A 22,030-nucleotide genomic window follows, 5' to 3' on the forward strand; every position below is an offset into this window, starting at 1 on the left:
GGCGATTACAAGGACGTTCCTGTAATCGAGGTGCTGGTGAAGGCGGGTGATACCGTCGAGAAAGAGCAGTCGTTGGTGACGCTGGAATCCGACAAGGCGACGATGGACGTGCCGAGCCCGGTGTCCGGCGTCGTCAAGGAAATCAAGGTGAAAGTGGGCGATAGCGTGTCGGAAGGCACGCTGATCGTCGTGGTCGACGGCGAAGGCGCGGGCGCCGCGCCGGCGAAGGCTGCTGCGCAAGGTAATGGCGCGGCCGCACCCGCTGCTGCTCCGGCCGCTGCTCCGGCTGCTGCTCCGGCCGCGGCCCCCGCTGCTGCGCCTGCGGCCGGTGGCGGTGTGCAGGAAGTGAAGGTGCCCGATATCGGCGACTATAAAGACGTGCCCGTTATCGAAATCGCCGTGAAGGTGGGCGATCGCGTCGAGAAGGAACAGTCGCTGATCACGCTCGAATCGGACAAGGCGACGATGGACGTGCCGAGCCCGGCCGCCGGCGTGGTCAAGGAACTCAAGGTAAAGGTCGGCGATAGCGTGTCCGAAGGCACGGTGATCGTGCTGATCGAAGGCGCGGGCGGTGCAGCCGCACCGGCGGCCGCGCCGCAGAAACCGGTCGCCGCGCCGTCCGACGCGCCGCAACAGCCGGCCGCCGCACCGGCGGTTGCGCAGCCGTCCGCGCTCGCGCAAGCGCCGGTGATTCCCGCCGGCGAAGGCGGTGCGTATCGCCCGAGCCACGCGTCGCCGTCGGTGCGCAAATTCGCGCGCGAACTCGGCGTCGATGTGGCGCGCGTGCAGGGCACCGGCCCCAAAGGCCGCATTACGCAAGACGACGTGACGCAGTTCGTGAAGGGCGTGATGACGGGCCAGCGTGCCGCTCCGGCTGCTACCGCAGGCGCGCCGGCAGGCGGCGGCGAGCTGAACCTGCTGCCGTGGCCGAAGATCGACTTCACGAAGTTCGGTCCGATCGACCCGAAGCCGCTGTCGCGCATCAAGAAGATCTCGGGCGCGAACCTGCATCGCAACTGGGTGATGATTCCGCACGTCACGAACAACGACGAAGCGGATATTACGGAGCTCGAAGCGTTGCGCGTGCAACTGAACAAGGAAAACGAAAAGGCGGGCGTGAAGTTCACGATGCTCGCGTTCGTGATCAAGGCAGTCGTCGCCGCGCTGAAGAAATTCCCGACCTTCAATACGAGCCTCGACGGCGACAACCTCGTCTACAAGCAGTATTTCCATATCGGCTTCGCCGCCGACACGCCGAACGGTCTGGTCGTGCCGGTGATCCGCGATGCGGACAAGAAGGGGCTGGTCGATATCGCGAAGGAAATGACGGAACTGTCGAAGCTCGCGCGTGACGGCAAGCTGAAGCCCGAGCAGATGCAAGGCGGCTCGTTCTCGATCTCGTCGCTGGGCGGCATCGGCGGGACGCATTTCACGCCGATCATCAACGCACCCGAAGTCGCGATTCTCGGTTTGTCGCGCAGCTTCATGAAGCCGGTGTGGGACGGCAAGCAGTTTGTGCCGCGCCTCACGCTGCCGCTGTCGCTGTCGTACGACCATCGGGTGATCGACGGCGCGGAAGCGGCGCGCTTTAACGCGTATCTGAGTTCGATCCTCGGCGACTTCCGGCGGGTCATTCTTTGATTTTTGCGGCGCGCGGCGCGGGCTTTCCTATCGGGTTCGCGCCGGCGCCGTTGAACCTGGCGTGCGCACCATATCGATCAAACGAGCGTCGTTCCAAAGGGGCGGCGCCTGTTTTTTGGGTTGCCTGAGCGCCGCCGGTTCATCGGTCGCGCCGCAATCCCTCATCAACACGGCAACAAGAGAAGGGGACACTCATGAGTCTCGTCGAAGTTAAGGTGCCGGACATCGGCGACTTCAAGGACGTCGATGTCATTGAAGTCAATATCAAGCCGGGCGACGTCATCGAAAAAGAACAGGCGCTGGTGACGCTCGAGTCCGACAAGGCATCGATCGAAGTGCCGAGCGACACCGCCGGCACCGTCAAGGAAGTGCGCGTGAAGGCCGGCGACAAGGTGTCGGAAGGCACGGTGATCGCGACCGTCGAAACCTCGGGCGAAGCCGCGCCGGCGAAGGAAGAGCCGAAGGCGGCGAAGGAGCCGGCGAAAGAGCCGGCGAAAGCGGCCGCGCCTGCTGCGGCACAACCGGCAGCGCAGCCCGCGGCGCAAGCCGCGCCGAAGCAACCGGCTGCTGCGCCGCAAGCGGGCAGCTTCTCGGGCACGGCGGATATCGAATGCGATATGGTCGTGCTCGGCTCGGGTCCCGGCGGTTACTCCGCTGCGTTCCGCGCGGCCGATCTCGGCATGAAGACCGTGCTCGTCGAGCGTTATGCGACGCTCGGCGGCGTATGTCTGAACGTCGGCTGTATTCCGTCGAAGGCACTGCTGCACACCGCGCTCGTGATCGACGAAGCCGCGGCCCTCGGCGCGCACGGCATCACCTTCGCGAAGCCGCAGGTCGACCTCGACAAGCTGCGCGAATTCAAATCGGGCGTCGTCAGGAAGCTGACCGGCGGTCTCGGCGGTATGGCGAAGGCGCGCAAGGTCGAAGTGGTGACGGGCGTCGGCGCCTTCGTCGACCCGCATCATATGGAAGTGCAGACCGAAGGCGGCAAGAAGGTCATCAAGTTCAAGAACGCGATCATCGCGGCCGGCTCGCAAGCGGTGAAGCTGCCGTTCATTCCTGAAGACCCGCGTGTCATCGATTCGACCGGCGCACTCGAGCTGCGCCAGATCCCGCAGCGCATGCTCGTGATCGGCGGCGGCATCATCGGCCTCGAAATGGCGACCGTCTATTCGACGCTCGGCGCACAGATCGACGTCGTCGAAATGCTCGATGGCCTGATGCTCGGCGCGGATCGCGATCTGGTGAAGGTGTGGGAGAAGTTCAACAGCAAGCGTTTCGCGAACGTGATGCTGAAGACGAAAACCACTGCCGCCGAAGCGAAGCCGGACGGCATCTACGTGTCGTTCGAAGGCGAGAAGGCGCCGGCCGAGCCGCAGCGTTACGACCTCGTGCTGGTCGCGGTCGGCCGCAGCCCGAACGGCAAGAAGATCGGTGCCGACAAGGCCGGCGTGGCGGTGACGGATCGCGGCTTTATCGAGGTCGACAAGCAGATGCGCACGAATGTGCCGCACATCTACGCGATCGGCGATATCGTCGGTCAGCCGATGCTCGCGCACAAGGCGGTGCATGAAGGACACGTGGCGGCCGAAGCCGCGCACGGCGAAAAGGCCTACTTCGATGCGCTGCAGATTCCGTCGGTCGCTTATACGGACCCGGAAGTCGCGTGGGCCGGCAAGACCGAAGACCAGTGCAAGGCCGAAGGCATCAAGTACGGTAAGGCGGTGTTCCCGTGGGCCGCGTCGGGCCGCGCGATCGCGAACGGCCGCGACGAGGGCTTCACGAAGCTGATTTTCGACGAGGAAACGCATCGCGTGATCGGCGGCGGCATCGTCGGTCTGAATGCGGGCGATCTGATCAGCGAGGTATGCCTTGCCGTCGAGATGGGTGCGGACGCAACCGATATCGGCAAGACGATTCACCCGCACCCGACGCTGGGCGAATCGATCGGCATGGCGGCCGAATTGTACGAAGGCGTCTGCACGGATTTGCCGCCGCAGCGCAAGAAGTAAGGGTGCGGTCGGCTCGTGGCGCGGCTTGGGCCGCGCGCGGGCGATGCAGATCTACATGAAGCAAAAGAAATCGGCGCGCTCCTGCGACAAGCAGGGCGCGCCGATTTTTTATCCGCGGCCGCGAAAAAGCGCGAGGCAAAAAAATCCCGGCCGAAGGCCGGGGATAACGATACGCTGTTTCACGTATCGGAGCGTCTCGCCGCGACAGCGGAGTCTGCGCGACGCTGATGCCTGCGGTCAGTGGACCTTCATTGACTTGCGGCAGCGCCGGCCGGACCGTGTTCGTGTGGCTGAACCCTGCTCAGCCGGCGCGTCGTTCGAAGCCCGATGCGTTGAAACTGGATTTGAATCTGAATCTGCTGAAAGCTGCTGCGCCTCGGAGTGGCAGGCGCAGCGGCATTGCCCGCGGGGCGCTTATTCAGCGTCCTATAGCGTCGGGTTCAGCGTCTTAGGCAGCGGCTGCCTTCTTCGTGGCCGAAGCCTGACGCGACACTTGCGCGGCGGCTTGCGAAGCGGCCTTCGACGCGGCCGTCGCGGCGGCGTTGAAATTGCTTTCCGCGATTTCGACAGCCTGCTTGGTGGCCTTGTGGACCGTCTCGTAAGTGGTGTTCGCCGCGGTGATCGCCGACTTGATCACGGCGACAGCGGTTTCCGAACCGGCCGGCGCGTTCTTCGCGACGTTGTCGACGAGCGCTTGCACCTTGCGGTTCTGCTCTTCGTATTGCGCTTCCGCGACGCGGGCGAATTCAGCCTGCGTAGCCGACGCGATTTCATACAGATGACGGCCGTACGACAGCACCTTCTCGGCGACCGGCTGCGTGAGGCTCGCCTGCAGCGCGAGGAGTTCTTGCGCGTCCTTCACCGACAGTGCGCGCTGAGCATTTTCCTGATTTTCCGCGAGCGTCGACTTGACGACTTGCAGGTTCAGTTCGACCAGCTTCTCCACGCCTTCGAACGCCTTGTTCGTCAGACCGAAGAGGGTCTCGAGGTTGGCCTTCTGGGCTGCGGCGAATTGCTCGGGGGTCAGCAGAGTCATGTTTACGCTCCTGAAGTACCGGCCCGTCTGGCGCGGGCCGAGTTGGGTTAATGATTTCCGGATCGGAGCCTTGCGCAAAACAAAGAGGCCGATCGAGGCGTTGCGCCGCGCTGCTCAAGGAAATGAGATATTGTGCGTCGCAACAATGGTTCCCATTTTAGGACAGCGCCTAACCTTGTCAAGTATTTTTTGTGCATCGCACAATGCTGACAATTTATCGAGAAAACAATACGTTATGAAGCATTTATGGAGTTGCAAAATCGCATGCTTCTTGATTCATTGCACCGCGGTAGTGCGCGATTCTTGTGAAGATTGACGCATTGTTGCGACGTTTCGTGAGCTACCTAACAAACTTCGGTAGCCGCGGTAGAATCGCGGCGTAAACTAAAACTGTGACGGAACGTTAAATCTCCATCCCGGTCGAACGCGCGATGCGCCGGTCTGTAGTGGTTGCTGAAGAGTGGTGGCTTGACAGGCTGAAATGGCGTGCGCGCGCCGCCTCTGAAATACACAGGCGCCTGGTTCAGGCGCTTGACGTGTTGGGTGTGCGCGACCGTACTTCCCCTGATCAAGTCGTATGTAAATCTGCCGTTATGCGTGGAAATCGTTTCCATCGTGACGGTGGATTCATGCGTTCGGCTGATTGAGCTTTTCGATGGGGGCGGCCTAGCGATTGTTTTATGGCAATCGAGGCTTACAACTCGGTTTAAAGAGTGTCGATAAGTGCTTAAATTTGCTAATTTTTCGTTGATTCACTACACTGGCGGACAATTCCTTGCCGCCTTACCCCCAGAACACCAATGAAAACCGACATGTTTTCGTCATTGAAAGTGATGCACGGCGCGGCGCTCAGCACTGCGTTGTCGGTGGCCGCATCGATGGTCATCGCAGCGGCATCCGCAATGCCGGCCGATGCCTTTGCCGCGTCGACCGCCGCGTCGGCCAAGTCCGAAAAGTCCGTCAAGGCCACGAAGAAATCGAAGAAGGCGGCAGAGCCGGCCGCGAAGGTTTCGAGCCGGGCATCGGCGAAGGGCGCAAAGGTCGCCGCCGCTGCGAGTGCAAAGCGCGACGACGATGACGACGCGCCACGCGCCGTCTCGAAGAAAAAGCGCGTGAGCTACACGATGAACGGACATCACCGTTCGGTGGTGCGCCGCGTCGCCTTCGAGCCGCGTTCGCCGACGGCGGGCCAGGCGTTCGGCCTGCATGAATCGCCTGAAGGCGTCGCGTTGCGCTCGACGGTCGCGTATGTGGTCGATCAGAACACGTCCGATCCGGTCTTCGACAAGAATTCGCGCGCGGTCGTGCCGATCGCCTCGATCACGAAGCTGATGACGGCGATGGTCGTGCTCGACTCGAAAGAACCGATGACCGAGCAGATCGAAGTCACCGACGAAGATCGCGACTACGAAAAGAATACGGGCTCGCGCCTGTCCGTGGGCTCCGTGCTGTCGCGCGAAGACATGCTGCATATCGCGCTGATGGCGTCGGAAAATCGCGCGGCCGCCGCGTTGTCGCGCTACTACCCGGGCGGCCGTCCGGCGTTCATGGCAGCGATGAATGCGAAGGCGAAGCAGCTCGGTATGGCCGATACGCACTTCGAGAATCCGACCGGGCTCACGAGCCAGAACGTATCGACGGCGCGCGATCTCGTGAAGATGGTCAACGCCGCGTATCAGTACCCGATGATCCGCCGCTTCTCGACCGACCGCAGCTACGAGGTCTACACGGGCAAGCGCACGCTTGCCTACAACAGCACGAATGCGCTGGTGCGCAATCCGTCGTGGGATATTGGTTTGCAGAAGACGGGCTTTATCAATGAAGCGGGCGAGTGCCTCGTGATGCAGGCGACCATCGATAATCGCCCGATGATCATGGTGCTGCTCGACTCGGCGGGTAAGTATTCGCGTTTCGCCGATGCGACGCGTCTGCGCACGTGGATCGACAACGGCGGCGAGCAGCGCGTGACGAGCGCCGATGCAAACGGCGCAGGCACCTGAACGGATGTGCAGGACACGCACCACAAACGGTAGCGTGCAGCCGCAAGGAAAAAGCCCCGCAGGTTTTCCGCGGGGCTTTTTTACGTCGATATGTCCGTGAACAACGCTACAGCGGCGCGGTTTTGCCGCGCGTCGAACGGCGGCACGGGCGCACACGCGTTCAATCGCTAAAGCGCGTCTTATGCCGACTGCGCAGCCGTGTCCGGCTGTGCCGCCTCCGGGTGATAGCCGAGCGATTCCGAAATCACGAGCGCGGTCCTGCTGAGCTGGCCAAGCCACGAATCCTGCAGCCGGTCCGCCGGCGCCGACAACGAAAGCCCGGCAACGAGCCTGCCCGTGTCGTCATAAATGCCGGCCGCGATACAACGCACGCCAAGCTCGAGCTCTTCGTTATCGCGCGCGCACAATTGCTGGCGCACGTGCGTGAGTTCGCGTTCGAGCTTCGCAAGGTCGGTGATGCTGTTCTGCGTATGCCCCGAGAGCCCGGTGCGCGTAGCGTAGGCGCGCACGCGCGCCGCTTCGTCCGCGGCGAGAAACAGCTTGCCGACGGAAGTCAGATGCAACGGCGCGCGGCCGCCGATCGCGCGGACCACCTGCATGCCCGAGCGCTCCGAATAGGCACGCTCGATATAGACGATCTCGTCGCCCTGACGCACCGACAGGTTGACCGTCTGGCCGGTCAACCGATGCAGTTCGCGCATCGGCATCAGCGCGGCGTCGCGCACCGACAAGCGTGCCTTGACGAGATTACCGAGCTCGAGCAGACGCATGCCGAGCCGGTAAGTACCGGGATCGGAGCGGTCGACGAGGCGGCAGGTCACCATATCGTTGAGAATGCGGTGCGCAGTCGACGGATGCAGCTCGGTGCGTTGCGCGAGTTCTTTCAGGCTGACCGGGTCGCTGTGCGCAGCGAGCGCGTCCAGCAGGCGCATCATGCGCTCGATCACCTGGATCGAGGTTTTGGGATCCGGGTTCGTATCGCTCATGGGGGACAAATCGATGACACGTCACACGACGGAAAATCGATTGTATCTCGTATGGTGAAAAAAGCGAACGCTGTCGACGGTTTCGCACGGACCGGATTTTGCGAGGACCAGGGGCGTCACGCGTTGGTATCGTTTCGGAAACGTCGCATAATCGGGGACGTTTCCCCGAAGGAGGACTCATGCGAGTCGGATTTTTCGTCACCTGCCTGATCGACCTGATGCGCCCGGAAATCGGTTTTTCGGCGATCAAGCTGATCGAGCGCGCCGGCTTCGAAGTCGTCGTGCCGCCCGCGCAAACCTGTTGCGGACAGCCGGCGTACAACTCGGGCGAGCGCGGCATCGCGCGCGATCTCGCCGAAAAGATGCTGCGCGAATTCGAGCAGTTCGATTATGTCGTCGTGCCGTCGGGCTCGTGCGGCGGGATGATCCGCACGCACTACGGCGATCTGTTCGGCGACGACCCGGAGCTGATGGGACGTTTCGCGCGCTTGCGCGCGAAGGTGTTCGAGCTGACCGATTTCCTGGCGACTGTCGCGAAAGTCGAACTGAGTCCCGGAGAATTCACGGGACCGGTGACCTACCACGACTCGTGCGCCGGGTTGCGCGAACTCGGCGTGAAGAGCCAGCCGCGCGCGTTGCTCGCCCAGGCGGGCGTCGAAGTGACCGAGATGAAGGGCTGCGAGCACTGCTGCGGGTTCGGCGGTACCTTCGCGCTGAAGTACGGCGACATCTCGACGGCGATCGTCGACGAGAAGTGCGACAACATCCGCGCGAGCGGGACGAACGCGGTCGTGCTCGGCGATCTCGGCTGCATGCTGAATATCGAAGGACGCCTGCGCCGCACCGGCGACACGACGACGCGCGTGCTGCATATCGCGCAGGTGCTGGCCGGCGACGCGTAAATCACACGCGGCGACGCCCGCTCAGCCCGCGGCGCGACGCGCGACGCGTGCCCTTTCACTCCGGATTCGGATCCCATACACCGCCATGCAAGTTCAATCGATGCACTTCAAGGCGCGCGCGGGCCAAAAGCTCGCCGACCAGCGCCTGCAGCAGAACCTGACGAAGCTGTCGACGAGAATCGTCGCGGCGCGCGCGCAGGTGATGACCGAGATCGACTTTCAGGCGACGCGCGCGTCGCTGAAGGAGCGCCGCAATCGCGCGCTCGACAATCTCGATGTCTGGCTCGAGACCTTCGAGCGCGAAGCGACGCGGCGCGGCGTCACGGTGCTGTACGCGGAGACCACGCAGGACGCGGCGAAGCTCGTCGCGGATATCGCGCGCAAGCACGACGTGAAGAAGGTGATCAAGACGAAGTCGATGGTCTCCGAGGAAATGCGGCTGAACGAAGTGCTCGGCAAGATGGGCGTGCAGTCGGTTGAAACCGATCTCGGCGAATACATCCTGCAGATCAACGACAACGAGCCGCCGAGCCACATCATCATGCCGGTGATTCATAAGGATAAGGAGGAGATCGCGGACCTGTTTGCGAAGACGCACAACAAGCCGCGGCTCACCGACATTCCGCAGATGACGCGCGAAGCGCGCGAAACGCTGCGTCCGCATTTCATGTCCGCCGACATGGGCGTGACGGGCGCAAATTTCGTGATCGCGGAAACCGGTTCGATCGCGCTCGTGACGAACGAGGGCAACGAAGGCATGTGCACGGTGATGCCGCGCGTGCACGTGGCGGTAACCGGCATCGAGAAGGTGCTGCCGACGCTCGAGGATCTGGCGAACGCGCTGCGTCTGCTGCCGCGCTCGGCAACGGCGCAGTCCATGACGAACTACGTCTCGCTGCTGACGGGCCCACGCCGCGCCGGCGATCAGGACGGGCCGGAACATATGTATGTGGTGCTCGTCGACGGCGGGCGCACGGGGCTCATCGGCGGCGACTTTCAGGAGATGCTGCGCTGTATCCGCTGCGGTGCGTGTATGAACCATTGCCCGGTGTATCAGAAGGTGGGCGGGCATGCGTATGGCTGGGTTTATCCGGGGCCGATGGGCGCGGTGCTGACGCCGAGCTATATCGGCATCGACAAGGCGCTTGATCTGCCGCAGGCGGCCACGCTATGCGGAGAGTGCAATAGCATGTGCCCGGTCGGTATTCCGCTGTCCGACCTGCTGCGCAAGCTGCGCGAGCGCCAGGTCGAGCGCCATCTGCGTCCGTGGCGGGAGCGGTTCGGGCTTGCGGTGTGGGGCTACTTCGCGCTGCATCCGGCCGCTTACGCGCTCTTCACCAAGCTCGCGGTGCGTGTGCTCGAGAAGGTCGGCGGCGAGAAGCGCACGATCGCGCGTCTGCCGTTCGGCAGCGGGTGGACCAATACGCGTGAGATGCCCGCGCCGGTCGGCAGGACGTTTCGCGAGCTGTACGCGGCGCAGCGCAGCCACCGGGGGTGAAGGGCGGCGGCCGGCCGCATGGCGCGGCGCGGCTAATGGTGTCGCAGTTAAGGTGTCGCAGTTAGTGGTGTCGCAATTAGTGGTGTCGCAATTAGTGGTTAGTCATGCGCGAACCGTTGTTCGGCGAGACATCGACAGACGGCGCGGCGGGCGCCCTTCCGCCGCCGCGAGGTCCTTGTGGCGGCGGCGCGTGTCCGCCACCCCCTCCCGGAGGAGGACCACCGCCGCCGCCGGCATGCGGTGGAGGCGGTTGATTATTCGGAGGCGGGTGACCGCCGCCATTCCCGTGCCAGTTTCGTCCGCCATTCCAGTCGCCGCGGTAGCCACGTCCCCAGTATGGATCGCGAGAACCCGAGTAGCCGCCGAAGCCCAGATAGACGTTCGGCGGCGGCGGCGCATAGCCGTAGCCATACGGAGGATAGCCGCCGTAGCCGTCGTAGTAACCGCCGTCTTCGTAGCCGTAGCCGCCGCCATAGCCGGCCGGTGCATTCGACGGATAGACCGCGCAGCCACCGCATAGCGCGGCAGCGGTGACGGCTGAAAGCAGGAAAAGAGCGGTGCGCGGTTTCATGGATGGTTCGCTTAACGATGCAAGGCAGATGCAAGTAAAGACATCCTCCCACTTTGCATCGTTACCTTTGTATGCGTTTGTAAGGATTCCTTTCGCTGCTGGACTCAACGTCGAGCGTTCTCTTTGCGTTGACTTCCGGCTGCGCATTGTTCGCGCGAGCAGAACGGTCTATTCCGCGAGGGTGGGTTTTTCCTGATTGCGTCCTTATCTATAATCTCAATCAGTCAGAGTGGGCCAATAGCCTGCTGCCTTGACCCCATTGAGAGAGAACGCCATCATGAGAAAGACAATATCGATGTACTGGCCTTTGGCGATCGTCCTGCCGCTCGCGGCGGCCGCATTTGTGCACCTGTGCAGCAATGCTGTGCAGCACGCGAGCGCGGCGCCCCTGGCCGCAAGCGAAGTGACCGCCGAACTGGCGCGCACCGTATCGTTCGGGTTCGTCGACGACGACCACGAAGCGTCGGCGCAGTCGATGCACACGAACGTCACCCTGCAGTCCCAACCGCTGTAAGCGCCGTCCAGCCACGCGCCGCTGAGCCACCGATGAAAACGATCGCCGTCTGCTTCGTCTGTCTGGGCAATATCTGCCGCTCGCCGACCGCGGAGGGCGTCATGCACCATCAGTTGACGGAGGCAAAGCTGTCGGACCGCGTGCTCGTCGATTCGGCGGGCACCGGCAACTGGCACATCGGCGAAGCGCCGGACGAGCGGGCTCAGCAGGCGGCGCGCGGGCGCGGTTACGATCTGTCGCAATTGCGTGGCCGTCAGATCGACGTCGCCGACTTCGCGCGCTTCGACCTGCTGATCGCGATGGACGATGCCAATGTTGCGGCGCTGAAGCGGATCTGTCCCCCGGCCCACCGCGACAAGATCCGTCTGCTGATGGAATTCGCACCCCAAGCCGACGCGCGCGAAGTCGCCGATCCGTATTTCGGCCGTGTGAACGGATTCGAGACCGTGCTGGATCAGTGCGAGGCGGCGTGCCGCGGGCTGATTACGGCGCTGCGCGTCCAGTTGCAGGCCAGTTGAGAGCGAGTCGACCGGGCCGGTAAGGCAGTGCTGGCCGACCGCAAGCTGTCAGTCGCGTCTCGCTGTGCCACTTCGGCCCCAAAATTTTTAAGTATTTGGCCAAAAATTGAGACAGGGATACTTGACTAAATAGCTCATGTATTTATACTTGAGCAAACTTGTCGAGAATTGCGGTTCCCACACATCATGAGACTCACCACGAAAGGCCGTTTCGCCGTCACGGCGATGATTGACCTGGCACTGCGCCAGGAGCAGGGCCCGGTGACGCTTGCGGGTATCAGCCAGCGCCAGCACATCTCCCTGTCCTATCTCGAACAGCTGTTCGGGAAGCTGCGCCGTCACGAGATCGTCGAATCCGTGCGCGGTCCGGGCGGCGGTTACAACCTCGCGCGCCGTGCGGAAGACGTCACGGTGGCGGACATCATCATCGCCGTCGACGAACCGCTCGATGCCACGCAGTGCGGCGGCAAGGGCACGTGCGAAGGCACCAAGCAGCGCGATGGCCACTGCATGACCCACGAACTCTGGTCCACGCTGAACCAGAAGATGGTCGAATACCTCGACTCGGTCTCGCTGAAAGATCTGGTCGATCAGCAGCGTGCGCGCGAAGCCACGCCGGCCACGGTGTTGCGCGACAGGCGTTCGGAGGCCTCCGCGGTCGAGCCGACGCGAGTCCTGCCGAAAGGGCCGAATTCTGTTTTCAATATGGCCGGTTCCTGAGCGTGAAACAGGGCATCGCCGCGCAAGACGCATTCATAGCGTACGCGGCGTACCTGCTCGAGAACCCAATAGCCAAAAGCAACGATGTCCCCGGAGCGATTGATGAATAACGACATTCCCCACCTGCCCATTTACATGGACTACAGCGCGACGACGCCTGTCGATCCGCGCGTGGTGGACAAGATGATCCCGTATCTGCGCGAGCAGTTCGGCAATCCCGCGTCGCGCAGCCACGCGTACGGCTGGGATGCGGAGCGTGCAGTTGAAGAAGCGCGCGAAAACGTCGCCGCGCTCGTCAACGCGGACCCGCGCGAAATTATCTGGACGTCGGGCGCAACGGAGTCGGACAACCTGGCGATCAAGGGCGCCGCGCACTTTTACAAGGGCAAGGGCAAGCACATCATCACGGTGAAGACCGAGCACAAAGCCGTGCTCGACACCTGCCGCGAGCTCGAGCGCGAAGGCTTTGAAGTCACGTATCTCGACGTGAAGGACGACGGTCTGATCGATATCGAAGCCTTCAAGGCGGCACTGCGCCCCGACACGATCCTTGTCTCGGTGATGCACGTGAACAACGAGATCGGCGTGATTCAGGATATCGCGACGATCGGCGAAATCTGCCGCGAAAAGGGCATCATTTTCCACGTCGACGCCGCGCAAGCGACGGGCAAGGTCGAAATCGACCTGCAGAAGCTCAAGGTCGACCTGATGTCGTTCTCGGCGCACAAGACGTATGGTCCGAAGGGTATCGGTGCGCTGTATGTGCGCCGCAAACCGCGCGTGCGCATCGAAGCGCAGATGCACGGCGGCGGCCATGAGCGCGGCATGCGTTCGGGCACGTTGGCCACGCATCAGATCGTCGGCATGGGCGAGGCATTCCGTATCGCACGCGAAGAAATGGCGACGGAGAACGAGCGCATCCGCATGCTGCGCGACCGCCTGCTGCGCGGCCTGTCGCAGATCGAGGAAGTCTATGTGAACGGCGACATGGAAAGCCGTGTGCCGCACAACCTGAACATCAGCTTCAACTTCGTCGAAGGCGAGTCGCTGATCATGGCGGTGAAGGATGTCGCGGTGTCGTCGGGTTCGGCGTGCACGTCCGCGTCGCTCGAGCCGTCGTATGTGCTGCGCGCGCTGGGCCGCAACGACGAACTCGCGCACAGCTCGATCCGTTTCACGGTCGGCCGCTTTACGACGGAGCAGGACGTCGATTATGTGATCAACCTGCTGAACACGAAGATCGCAAAGCTGCGCGACCTGTCGCCGCTTTGGGAACTGCACAAGGATGGCGTCGATCTGTCGACCATCCAGTGGGCTGCGCACTAACGCGCCGGGAACAATACATGCCGCAACGATCGCTGCGAGTGCACGCGAAAGCGGCAGGTTGAAACGAATCAAGGAGTGTAAACATGGCTTATAGCGACAAGGTTCTGGACCACTACGAAAACCCGCGCAACGTCGGCTCCTTCTCGAAGGACGACGATGCGGTCGGCACCGGCATGGTTGGCGCGCCGGCGTGCGGCGATGTGATGAAGCTGCAGATTCGCGTCGGCGCGGACGGCGTGATCGAAGACGCGAAGTTCAAGACCTACGGTTGCGGCTCCGCGATCGCGTCGAGCTCGCTCGTGACCGAATGGGTGAAGGGCAAGACGCTCGATCAGGCGCTCGAAATCAAGAACACGCAGATCGCCGAAGAACTGGCGCTGCCGCCGGTGAAGATCCACTGCTCGATTCTTGCGGAAGACGCGATCAAGGCAGCGGTCGCCGACTACAAGCAGCGTCATGGCGGCGAAGCCACGGCGCCCGCGGGCGACAAGCAGGCGGCTTGAGATTCGAGGTTCAAGACTCAAGGTTTGAAGCAGGCAGGATCGCAGCGCGCTGCCGGGAAACAGCAGGAAGCGGCAGGGAACATCAGGCAACACGCTGCGCAAAGAGAAACGCTATGGCAATTACGTTGACCGAAAAAGCAGCACAACATGTGCAGAAGTACCTGTCCCGGCGCGGTAAAGGCGTCGGGCTGCGAGTCGGCGTGCGCACGACCGGCTGTTCGGGCCTTGCGTACAAGCTCGAATACGTCGATGAACTCGCGCCCGAAGACGAGGTGTTCGAATGCAACGGCGTGAAGGTCGTCGTGGATCCGAAGAGCCTTGCTTATATCGACGGCACCGAACTCGATTTCGCACGGGAAGGATTGAACGAAGGCTTCAAGTTCAACAACCCGAACGCCAAGGACGAGTGCGGCTGCGGCGAATCGTTCCGCGTGTAAGCGGGCGGGTAGGATCGAAAAGGCGGCCTGTGCCGCCTTTTTTCAATTCGACGGACAAAGCATTTTGATGGCATCGCTCACCGACAGTCACTTCGACCTGTTTCATTTGCCTGCGCAATTCGCGCTCGACACGCAGGCGCTCGACGACGCGTACCGCACCGTGCAGGCGCAGGTGCATCCGGACCGCTTCGCCGCGGCCGGCGATGCGCAAAAGCGCATTGCAATGCAATGGGCGACGCGTACCAACGAGGCGTACCGGACGCTGCGCGATCCGTTGAAACGCGCGACCTATCTGCTGTCGCTGCGCGGCATCGATGTCGGCGCCGAAAACAACACGGCGATGGAACCGGCGTTCCTGATGCAGCAGATGGAATGGCGCGAGCGCATCGAAGACGCGGCAGCCGCGAAGAATATCGACGAACTCGATGCCCTGCTCGCCGAGCTGCGCGATGAAGAACGCGTGCGCTTCACGAAACTCGCGGCGCTGCTCGATAGCGATTCCGACCAGGCGGCGAGCGAAGCGGTGCGGCAGTTGATGTTTATCGAGCGTGTCGCGTCGGAAATCGGCGCGCAGATCGAGAAGCTCGAAGATTGACGGCGGCCGCTCAGTGATCAACTGAAGTGGCGAACTGAAGTGACGAACCGGCAAAAGCAGCGAACCACCACCAGGCCCATCGTCGCGATATCCCGCAAACACCAATAATCCAGCACGGGGCGCAACGTTCCCCGAAGAAGACTCCAGATGGCTTTACTGCAAATCTCTGAACCCGGTATGGCGCCTGCACCGCATCAGCGGCGTCTTGCGGTCGGTATCGATCTTGGCACGACCAATTCTCTCGTCGCGGCGGTGCGCAATGGTGTGCCCGATGTATTGCCCGACGAGGAAGGTCACGCGCTGTTGCCATCGGTGGTCCGTTATCTGGGGAACGGCGGCCGCCGGATCGGCCGCATCGCGAAGGCCGAAGCGGCGACCGATCCGCGCAACACGATCGTGTCGGTGAAGCGCTTCATGGGCCGCGGCAAGCGCGAAGTCGAAGGCGCCGAGAACGCGCCGTACGATTTCGTCGATGCGCCCGGCATGGTACAGATCCGTACGGTCGACGGCGTGAAGAGCCCGGTCGAGGTATCGGCCGAAATTCTCGCGACGCTGCGTCAGCGCGCCGAAGATACGCTCGGCGACGAACTCGTGGGCGCGGTGATCACGGTGCCCGCGTATTTCGATGAAGCGCAGCGCCAGGCGACCAAGGATGCGGCGCGCCTTGCCGGCCTCAACGTCCTGCGACTGCTCAACGAGCCGACTGCCGCGGCCATCGCCTACGGGCTCGATAACGGCGCCGAAGGGCTTTACGCGGTGTTCGATCTCGGCGGCGGCACGTTCGACCTGTCGATCCTCAAGCTCACCAAGGGCGTCTTCGAAGTGCTCGCGGCAGGCGGCGATTCGGCGCTGGGCGGCGACGATTTCGACCACGCGCTGTTCCGCCATGTGCTCGCGCAAGCGGACATCGCGCGCGAGACGCTCAAGCCCGAGGACGTCCGCCTGCTGCTCGACACTGTGCGCTCGACGAAGGAAGCGCTGTCGAGCGCGCCACAGGCGAAAGTCGACGTCGCGCTGTCGAACGGCGCGCGGATCGATCAGACGATCGACGAACCGACGTTTGCCGCCATTACCGCGTCGCTCGTGCAGCGTACCTTGGGGCCCACGCGCAAAGCGCTGCGCGACGCGAAGGTGACACCGGCCGAGATCAAGGGCGTGGTGCTGGTCGGCGGCGCGACGCGCATGCCGGTGATCCGCCGCGCGGTCGAATCGTTCTTCGGCCAGCCGCCGCTTATCAATCTCGATCCGGATCAGGTCGTCGCGCTCGGCGCAGCGATTCAGGCCGATCTGCTCGCCGGCAACCGCGGCGCCGACGGCGACGAGTGGCTGCTGCTCGACGTGATTCCGCTGTCGCTCGGCGTCGAAACGATGGGCGGCCTCACCGAAAAGATCATTCCGCGCAACTCGACGATTCCGGTCGCGCGCGCGCAGGACTTCACGACGTTCAAGGACGGCCAGACCGCGATGGCGATCCATGTCGTGCAGGGCGAACGCGAACTGGTGTCGGATTGCCGGTCGCTCGCGCGTTTCGAGCTGCGTGGCATTCCGCCGATGGCTGCGGGCGCGGCGCGCATTCGCGTGACTTACCAGGTCGATGCGGATGGGCTTCTGTCGGTGTTTGCGCGCGAGCAGCATTCGGGCGTCGAGGCATCGGTGGTCGTCAAGCCGTCGTACGGTCTTGCCGACGACGACATCGCGCGCATGCTCGAAGACAGCTTCAGCGCCGCCGAAGTCGACATGCACGCGCGCGCGCTGCGCGAAGCGCAAGTGGAGGCGCAGCGTCTCGTCGAAGCAACGGACGCGGCGCTGGCCGTCGACGCCGATCTGCTCGACGCGAGCGAACGCAGCGAACTGGACGCGCTGCTGACCGCGCTACGCAACGTCGCACAAAGCACCGATGCCGACGCAATCGAATCGGCGACGAAAGCGCTGGCCAGCGGCACCGATGAATTCGCCGCGCGCCGGATGGACAAGGGCATTCGCCGCGCGCTCGCGGGCCGCAAGCTCGACGAGATCTGAACGGCAACGCGACATCACGAGGCGCATGCGAAAATCGCGTGCGCTGTCAGTAAAATAACGAAGGTGCTGCCGGGCGGCATCCGGGTGCGATCGAAGCCGAACCGCACGCAAAGCCGAACCGCACGCAAAGCCGAACGACATCAAGCGGCATCAACCGGCACCAACCGGCACTAACCGGCATCAAGTGGTACCAAACGGAACATCTATGCCTCAAATCGTTGTATTGCCTCACGTCGAACTGTGTCCCGAGGGCGCGGTGATCGACGCCGTGCCGGGCAAGAGCATTTGCGACACGCTGCTCGAGAACGGTATCGAAATCGAGCATGCGTGCGAGAAATCATGCGCGTGCACAACATGTCATGTGATCGTGCGCGAGGGCTTCGATGCGCTCGAGCCGTCCGAGGAAGATGAAGACGACCTGCTCGACAAGGCTTGGGGACTCGAACGCGAGTCGCGGCTGTCGTGTCAGGCGATCGTGCCGGAAAGCGATGACCTCGTCGTCGAGATTCCGCGCTACTCGATCAATCATGCGAAGGAAAATCACTAACAGCACTCACAGGAGCACGCAGCCATGAAGTGGACCGATACGCAGGACATCGCGATGGCGTTGACGGACAAGCATCCGGACATCGATCCGCAGCAGGTGCGGTTCACGGATCTGCATCGCTGGGTGATGGAGCTCGACGGTTTCGACGACGATCCGAACCGCTCGAACGAGAAGATTCTCGAAGCGATTCAGGCCGCGTGGATCGAAGACGCCGATTACTGATAGTCGTCACTCACGACGCGCGGATCTCGCCGGCAGTACGTAGCACGGACGCGGCACGCAGTACGGACGCGGCACGGCGAGGCAAATAAAAAAAGGCGATTCCCTTGGGAATCGCCTTTTTGCATGGGACGTTGCTTACGCGTCGCGTCCTAGCCCGCGACCAGCGTGCCGTTTTCAATTCGCACGCGCTCGCCTTGCTGGAACGGCGGCAGTTCATGATAGGTGAAGTAGCGAATGTGGCCGTTTTCCATCCGCACGCGCACCGAATAGCTGGTCGTCGTGCGCAGGTGTTTTTCGACCGAGTTGCCGGCGAAACCGCCGCCAAGCGCGCCGAGCACCGTCATCGCGGTCCGTCCGCCGCCGCTGCCGAACTGATTGCCGATCACGCCGCCCGCGACTGCGCCGCCGACCGCGCCGATACCGGTGCCGTGGCCTTCCTGGCGCACCTCGGAAATCGCGATGACGGTTCCGCAGCTCGAGCACACCGCGGGGCGCGGCGCCTGTTGCGGCGGTGCGTACTGCTGCGGCTGCGGCTGGGGCTGCGGCTGAGGCGCCGGTTGCGGCTGCTGCGCATATTGAGGCTGCGCCGGCGCTTGTGCGGGAGCAGGGGCGGGCGCGGGCTGCGCTTGCTGTGCCGCCTGCTGTTGTTGCTGCGCGTACTGCGCCGGATTAGCCTGTTGCGCCGTATCGACGACCGGTTGCGAAGCGATCTGCGCGGCTTGGGTCTGGTTCGATTGCGCGCTGTCGCTGGACGCCTTCGGGAACAGGCCGGTGATCGCGGCCGTGGCGGCGAGGCTGGCCACGATGACCGCGCCCGCCGCGGTAGCGATCAGCGGATGCAAACGGCGTGGTGACGAAGAGGATGTGTTATTCGGGTTGTCCATGTTTGGCCTCCGTCTCGAGCAGAGTCGACCATTGATCATGCGCACAGTGTCCGACAACTGGCCAAGGGCATGGTTTCAATTTGTAACGTCTTCTGTATCGAATGAACGGCGGCGCCGCGTGCTTTCCGTGCTTGCGCGCCGCGAGTGCCTCATCGCCTACCGCATCTCTTACCGCATCCCTTACCGATAGTTACAAACAATCAGTAAGGCGAATACAAAAGACAACGCCCGCATACGGCGCCAGACCGTATGCGGGCGTTTTGTCACGCAGCCGCCGTTGCGCGAACTGCGCGTTTAATCTTCGCGCCGTAGATGCGGGAACAGAATCACATCGCGGATGCTCGGGCTATCGGTGATCAGCATCACGAGACGGTCGATACCGATCCCGCAGCCGCCGGTGGGCGGCATGCCGTATTCGAGCGCGCGGATATAGTCGGCGTCGTAGTACATCGCTTCCTCGTCGCCGGCGTCTTTCTGATCGACCTGCTTGCGGAAACGCGCAGCCTGATCCTCAGGATCGTTGAGCTCCGAAAAACCGTTGGCGATTTCGCGGCCGGTGATAAAAAGCTCGAAGCGCTCGGTGATGCCTTCGACCGAATCCGACGCACGCGCAAGCGGCGATACCTCGATCGGGTAGTCGATGATGTACGTCGGCTCCCACAACTGCGCTTCCGCGGTCTCTTCGAAGAGCGCAAGCTGCAACGAACCGAGGCCGGCGTTCAGGAACTTCGGTTCGCTCGTGTTGACGCCGAATTTCTTCAGCTCCGTACGCAGGAACGCCGCATCCGACAACTGTGCTTCCGTGTACTGCGGCGCGTGTTTAAGAATGGCCTGGGTGATCGTCAGACGATGGAACGGCTTCGACAGATCGAGCTCGCGTCCCTGGTACTGGATGGTCGCGGTGCCGAGCGCATCGATCGCCGCCTGGCGAATCAGTTGCTCGGTGAAGTCCATCAGCCACGTGTAGTTCGTGTACGCGGCGTAGAACTCCATCATCGTGAATTCCGGATTGTGACGCGGCGACACGCCCTCGTTGCGGAAATTCCGGTTGATCTCGAACACCCGCTCGAAGCCGCCGACGATCAGCCGCTTCAGATACAGCTCCGGTGCGATACGCATGAACATCTGCATATCGAGCGCGTTGTGATGCGTGACGAACGGCTTCGCCGCGGCACCGCCCGGAATCGGGTGCAGCATCGGCGTTTCGACTTCCATGAAATTTGCGTCCGACATGAAGCGGCGGATCGACGAAATGGTCTTCGTGCGCGCGGTGAACGTCTTGCGCGTTTCCGGCGTGACGATCAGGTCGACGTAGCGCTGGCGGTAACGCATTTCCTGATCGGCGAGGCCGTGGAACTTGTCGGGCAGCGGCCGCAGCGCCTTCGACAGCAGCCGCAGTTCCGTGCAGCGCACCGACAGCTCGCCCTTGTTCGTGCGGAACAGCACGCCGCGCGCCGCGACGATGTCGCCGAGGTCCCATTTCTTGAACGCATCGTAGGTCGCCTCGCCGACGTCGGCGGGCGTGACGAAGAACTGGATCTGACCCGAACCGTCCTGCACCGTCGCGAAGCTCGCCTTGCCCATCACGCGTTTGAGCATCATGCGGCCGGCGAGCGCGACACCGAGGGCCTGCGCTTCGAGCGCTTCCTTGTCGGTGTCCGCGTATCGCGTCTGCAGATCGGCGGCGTGGTGGGTCGGCTGGAAATCGTTCGGGTAGGCGACGCCTTGCTCGCGCAGCGCGCGCAGCTTTTCACGGCGTTCCGCGATGATCTGGTTGTCGTCGTCGGCCGCGGCGGTCGTCTCTATCGTCGGTTCGGTCATGATGTTGGTCGGTATGCGGGAAAGCTGCAACTCAAATACCCTGTTTCAGGCTCGCGCTGATAAATGCGTCGAGATCGCCGTCGAGCACGCTCTTCGTATTGCTGATTTCGACGTTGGTGCGCAGATCTTTAATGCGGCTGTTGTCGAGCACGTACGAACGGATCTGGTGACCCCAGCCCACGTCCGACTTGCCCGCTTCGAGCTTGTCCTGCTCGGACTGGCGCTTGCGCATTTCCGCTTCGTAAAGGCGCGATTTCAGCATGGCCATCGCTTCGGCGCGGTTGCGGTGCTGCGAGCGGTCGTTCTGGCACTGCACGACGATGCCGCTCGGCATATGCGTGATGCGCACCGCCGAATCGGTCTTGTTGATGTGCTGACCGCCCGCGCCCGACGCGCGGAACGTGTCGATGCGCAGATCGGCCGGGTTGATTTCGATTTCGAACGAGTCGTCGATTTCCGGATAGACGAACACCGACGAAAACGACGTATGGCGGCCGCCCGACGAATCGAACGGCGACTTGCGCACGAGCCGGTGAATGCCCGTTTCGGTGCGCAGAAAGCCGTACGCGTATTCGCCTTCGACCTTGATGGTCGCGCTCTTGATGCCGGCGACGTCGCCTTCCGATTCTTCGAGCACCTCGGTCTTGAAGCCTTTGCGCTCGCAGTAGCGCAAGTACTGGCGCAGCAGCATCGACGCCCAGTCGCACGCTTCGGTGCCGCCGGCGCCGGCCTGGATGTCGATAAACGCGTTATTCGGGTCGGCCGGGTTCGAGAACATCCGGCGGAATTCGAGGTCTTCGATGCGCGCCGTGAGCTTCGCGACATCTTCGTCGCACGAGACGAGCGTTGCTTCGTCGTCTTCCTCGCGGGCCATGTCGAACAGATCCTGCGTGTCGCGCAGGTCGTTATCGAGCGACGAAAGAACGTCGACCACGCCTTCGAGCAGCTTCTTTTCCTTACCGAGCGCCTGTGCGTGCTGCGAGTCGTTCCAGACGTTCGGGTCTTCGAGTTCGCGGTTGACTTCGACGAGCCTTACTGCTTTGGCATCGTAGTCAAAGATACCCCCGTAGCTCGCCCGCGCGCGTGCGCAGGTCGGCCAGAGAGGCTTCGATCGCGTTGAGACGTTCCGCTTCCATGTCGATCTTTTGATTCGCCAAAAGGTGAAATTATAGCCGATTGACGGCCCGATCCGGCCTGCGCGGCGTGGAATTGGCGTGGAATTGGCGCGGATTTGCGGCGGGTTTCGCGGGTCGTTCGCGGGTTGCGGATACGCGGCGC

21 protein-coding genes are annotated in these 22,030 nt (G+C 62.8%); 15 read left to right on the forward strand and 6 right to left on the reverse strand.

Going from position 1 to position 22,030, the window contains the following annotated elements; genetic code table 11:
* Both aceF and lpdA read left to right on the forward strand, forming a co-directional pair.
* On the forward strand, positions 1–1,641 hold a 1,641-nt coding region (gene aceF, locus ACYPXD_RS13685), incomplete at its 5' end, for a dihydrolipoyllysine-residue acetyltransferase (RefSeq protein ID WP_459712002.1).
* A gap of 194 nt (positions 1,642–1,835) precedes the next feature.
* Complete coding sequence (gene lpdA / locus ACYPXD_RS13690) at positions 1,836–3,653, forward strand: dihydrolipoyl dehydrogenase (RefSeq protein ID WP_459712005.1); 1,818 nt, start codon at positions 1,836–1,838, stop codon at positions 3,651–3,653.
* Positions 3,654–4,101: 448 nt separating this feature from the next.
* On the opposite strand, the gene ACYPXD_RS13695 is transcribed toward lpdA, so the two are convergent.
* Positions 4,102–4,689 carry a phasin family protein gene (locus ACYPXD_RS13695; protein WP_075156749.1) on the reverse strand — a complete coding sequence of 196 codons (588 nt, stop codon included), beginning with the start codon at positions 4,687–4,689 and terminating at the stop codon, positions 4,102–4,104.
* A gap of 800 nt (positions 4,690–5,489) precedes the next feature.
* On the opposite strand from ACYPXD_RS13695, the gene pbpG reads away from it, so the two are divergent.
* Positions 5,490–6,689, forward strand: coding sequence for a D-alanyl-D-alanine endopeptidase (gene pbpG, locus ACYPXD_RS13700; RefSeq protein ID WP_459712008.1), 1,200 nt, complete (start codon positions 5,490–5,492; stop codon positions 6,687–6,689).
* 179 nt (positions 6,690–6,868) lie between these two features.
* Here the strand turns inward: pbpG and ACYPXD_RS13705 are convergent, their stop codons facing one another.
* A complete protein-coding gene (locus tag ACYPXD_RS13705; protein ID WP_459712011.1) occupies positions 6,869–7,675 on the reverse strand; it encodes an IclR family transcriptional regulator in 807 nt (268 codons plus the stop codon).
* Positions 7,676–7,854: 179 nt separating this feature from the next.
* Here ACYPXD_RS13705 and ACYPXD_RS13710 point away from each other — a divergent pair, with 179 nt between their 5' ends.
* Both ACYPXD_RS13710 and ACYPXD_RS13715 read left to right on the forward strand, forming a co-directional pair.
* Entirely contained in the window at positions 7,855–8,577 is a 723-nt protein-coding gene (locus ACYPXD_RS13710; protein WP_459712013.1) for a (Fe-S)-binding protein, read from the forward strand.
* Positions 8,578–8,662: 85 nt separating this feature from the next.
* Positions 8,663–10,075, forward strand: a complete 1,413-nt coding sequence (locus tag ACYPXD_RS13715; protein WP_459712016.1) for a LutB/LldF family L-lactate oxidation iron-sulfur protein — start codon at positions 8,663–8,665, stop codon at positions 10,073–10,075.
* 91 nt (positions 10,076–10,166) lie between these two features.
* Here the strand turns inward: ACYPXD_RS13715 and ACYPXD_RS13720 are convergent, their stop codons facing one another.
* Positions 10,167–10,646, reverse strand: a complete 480-nt coding sequence (locus ACYPXD_RS13720) for a hypothetical protein (protein ID WP_459712018.1) — start codon at positions 10,644–10,646, stop codon at positions 10,167–10,169.
* 277 nt (positions 10,647–10,923) lie between these two features.
* On the opposite strand from ACYPXD_RS13720, the gene ACYPXD_RS13725 reads away from it, so the two are divergent.
* The 10 genes from ACYPXD_RS13725 (at position 10,924) to iscX (ending at position 18,047) form a co-directional block, all read left to right on the forward strand.
* On the forward strand, positions 10,924–11,160 hold the full coding sequence (locus ACYPXD_RS13725; RefSeq protein WP_459712021.1) for a hypothetical protein: 237 nt from the start codon (positions 10,924–10,926) through the stop codon (positions 11,158–11,160).
* 32 nt (positions 11,161–11,192) lie between these two features.
* Entirely contained in the window at positions 11,193–11,678 is a 486-nt protein-coding gene (locus ACYPXD_RS13730) for a low molecular weight protein-tyrosine-phosphatase (protein ID WP_459712023.1), read from the forward strand.
* A 186-nt stretch (positions 11,679–11,864) separates the two neighbouring features.
* Positions 11,865–12,398: a Fe-S cluster assembly transcriptional regulator IscR gene (iscR, locus tag ACYPXD_RS13735; protein WP_459712025.1), complete on the forward strand. Its 534-nt coding sequence runs from the start codon at positions 11,865–11,867 to the stop codon at positions 12,396–12,398.
* Positions 12,399–12,500: 102 nt separating this feature from the next.
* Complete coding sequence (locus ACYPXD_RS13740; protein WP_459712027.1) at positions 12,501–13,724, forward strand: IscS subfamily cysteine desulfurase; 1,224 nt, start codon at positions 12,501–12,503, stop codon at positions 13,722–13,724.
* Between the two features lie 83 nt (positions 13,725–13,807).
* On the forward strand, positions 13,808–14,227 hold the full coding sequence (iscU, locus tag ACYPXD_RS13745; protein WP_459712030.1) for a Fe-S cluster assembly scaffold IscU: 420 nt from the start codon (positions 13,808–13,810) through the stop codon (positions 14,225–14,227).
* Positions 14,228–14,340: 113 nt separating this feature from the next.
* Positions 14,341–14,664 (forward strand): iron-sulfur cluster assembly protein IscA, encoded by a 324-nt coding sequence (gene iscA / locus ACYPXD_RS13750; protein ID WP_075156760.1) that lies wholly within the window; start codon positions 14,341–14,343, stop codon positions 14,662–14,664.
* Between the two features lie 67 nt (positions 14,665–14,731).
* The gene (gene hscB / locus ACYPXD_RS13755) at positions 14,732–15,259 is read left to right on the forward strand and encodes a Fe-S protein assembly co-chaperone HscB (protein WP_459712033.1); all 528 of its coding nucleotides are present in this window, start codon (positions 14,732–14,734) and stop codon (positions 15,257–15,259) included.
* 147 nt (positions 15,260–15,406) lie between these two features.
* Positions 15,407–17,278, forward strand: a complete 1,872-nt coding sequence (gene hscA, locus ACYPXD_RS13760) for a Fe-S protein assembly chaperone HscA (protein WP_459712035.1) — start codon at positions 15,407–15,409, stop codon at positions 17,276–17,278.
* 205 nt (positions 17,279–17,483) lie between these two features.
* Positions 17,484–17,825, forward strand: coding sequence for an ISC system 2Fe-2S type ferredoxin (fdx, locus tag ACYPXD_RS13765; protein WP_175224741.1), 342 nt, complete (start codon positions 17,484–17,486; stop codon positions 17,823–17,825).
* A 24-nt stretch (positions 17,826–17,849) separates the two neighbouring features.
* Entirely contained in the window at positions 17,850–18,047 is a 198-nt protein-coding gene (gene iscX, locus ACYPXD_RS13770) for a Fe-S cluster assembly protein IscX (RefSeq protein ID WP_075156764.1), read from the forward strand.
* A 149-nt stretch (positions 18,048–18,196) separates the two neighbouring features.
* Here iscX and ACYPXD_RS13775 read toward each other — a convergent pair whose 3' ends face one another.
* The 3 genes from ACYPXD_RS13775 to prfB all read right to left on the reverse strand — a co-directional run bounded on the left by ACYPXD_RS13775 (position 18,197) and on the right by prfB (position 21,888).
* Positions 18,197–18,931, reverse strand: a complete 735-nt coding sequence (locus ACYPXD_RS13775; RefSeq protein WP_459712039.1) for a glycine zipper 2TM domain-containing protein — start codon at positions 18,929–18,931, stop codon at positions 18,197–18,199.
* A gap of 294 nt (positions 18,932–19,225) precedes the next feature.
* Positions 19,226–20,752 (reverse strand): lysine--tRNA ligase, encoded by a 1,527-nt coding sequence (gene lysS / locus ACYPXD_RS13780; protein WP_459712042.1) that lies wholly within the window; start codon positions 20,750–20,752, stop codon positions 19,226–19,228.
* A gap of 31 nt (positions 20,753–20,783) precedes the next feature.
* Positions 20,784–21,888 (reverse strand): peptide chain release factor 2 gene (gene prfB, locus ACYPXD_RS13785; RefSeq protein ID WP_459712045.1). Its coding sequence is split into 2 segments (ribosomal slippage): positions 20,784–21,806 and positions 21,808–21,888, totalling 1,104 coding nucleotides; the frame shifts between segments, so codons are not numbered across the junction.
* Between the last annotated feature and the right edge of the window lie 142 nt (positions 21,889–22,030).

The sequence above is a fragment of the Paraburkholderia sp. 2C genome (assembly GCF_054589215.1).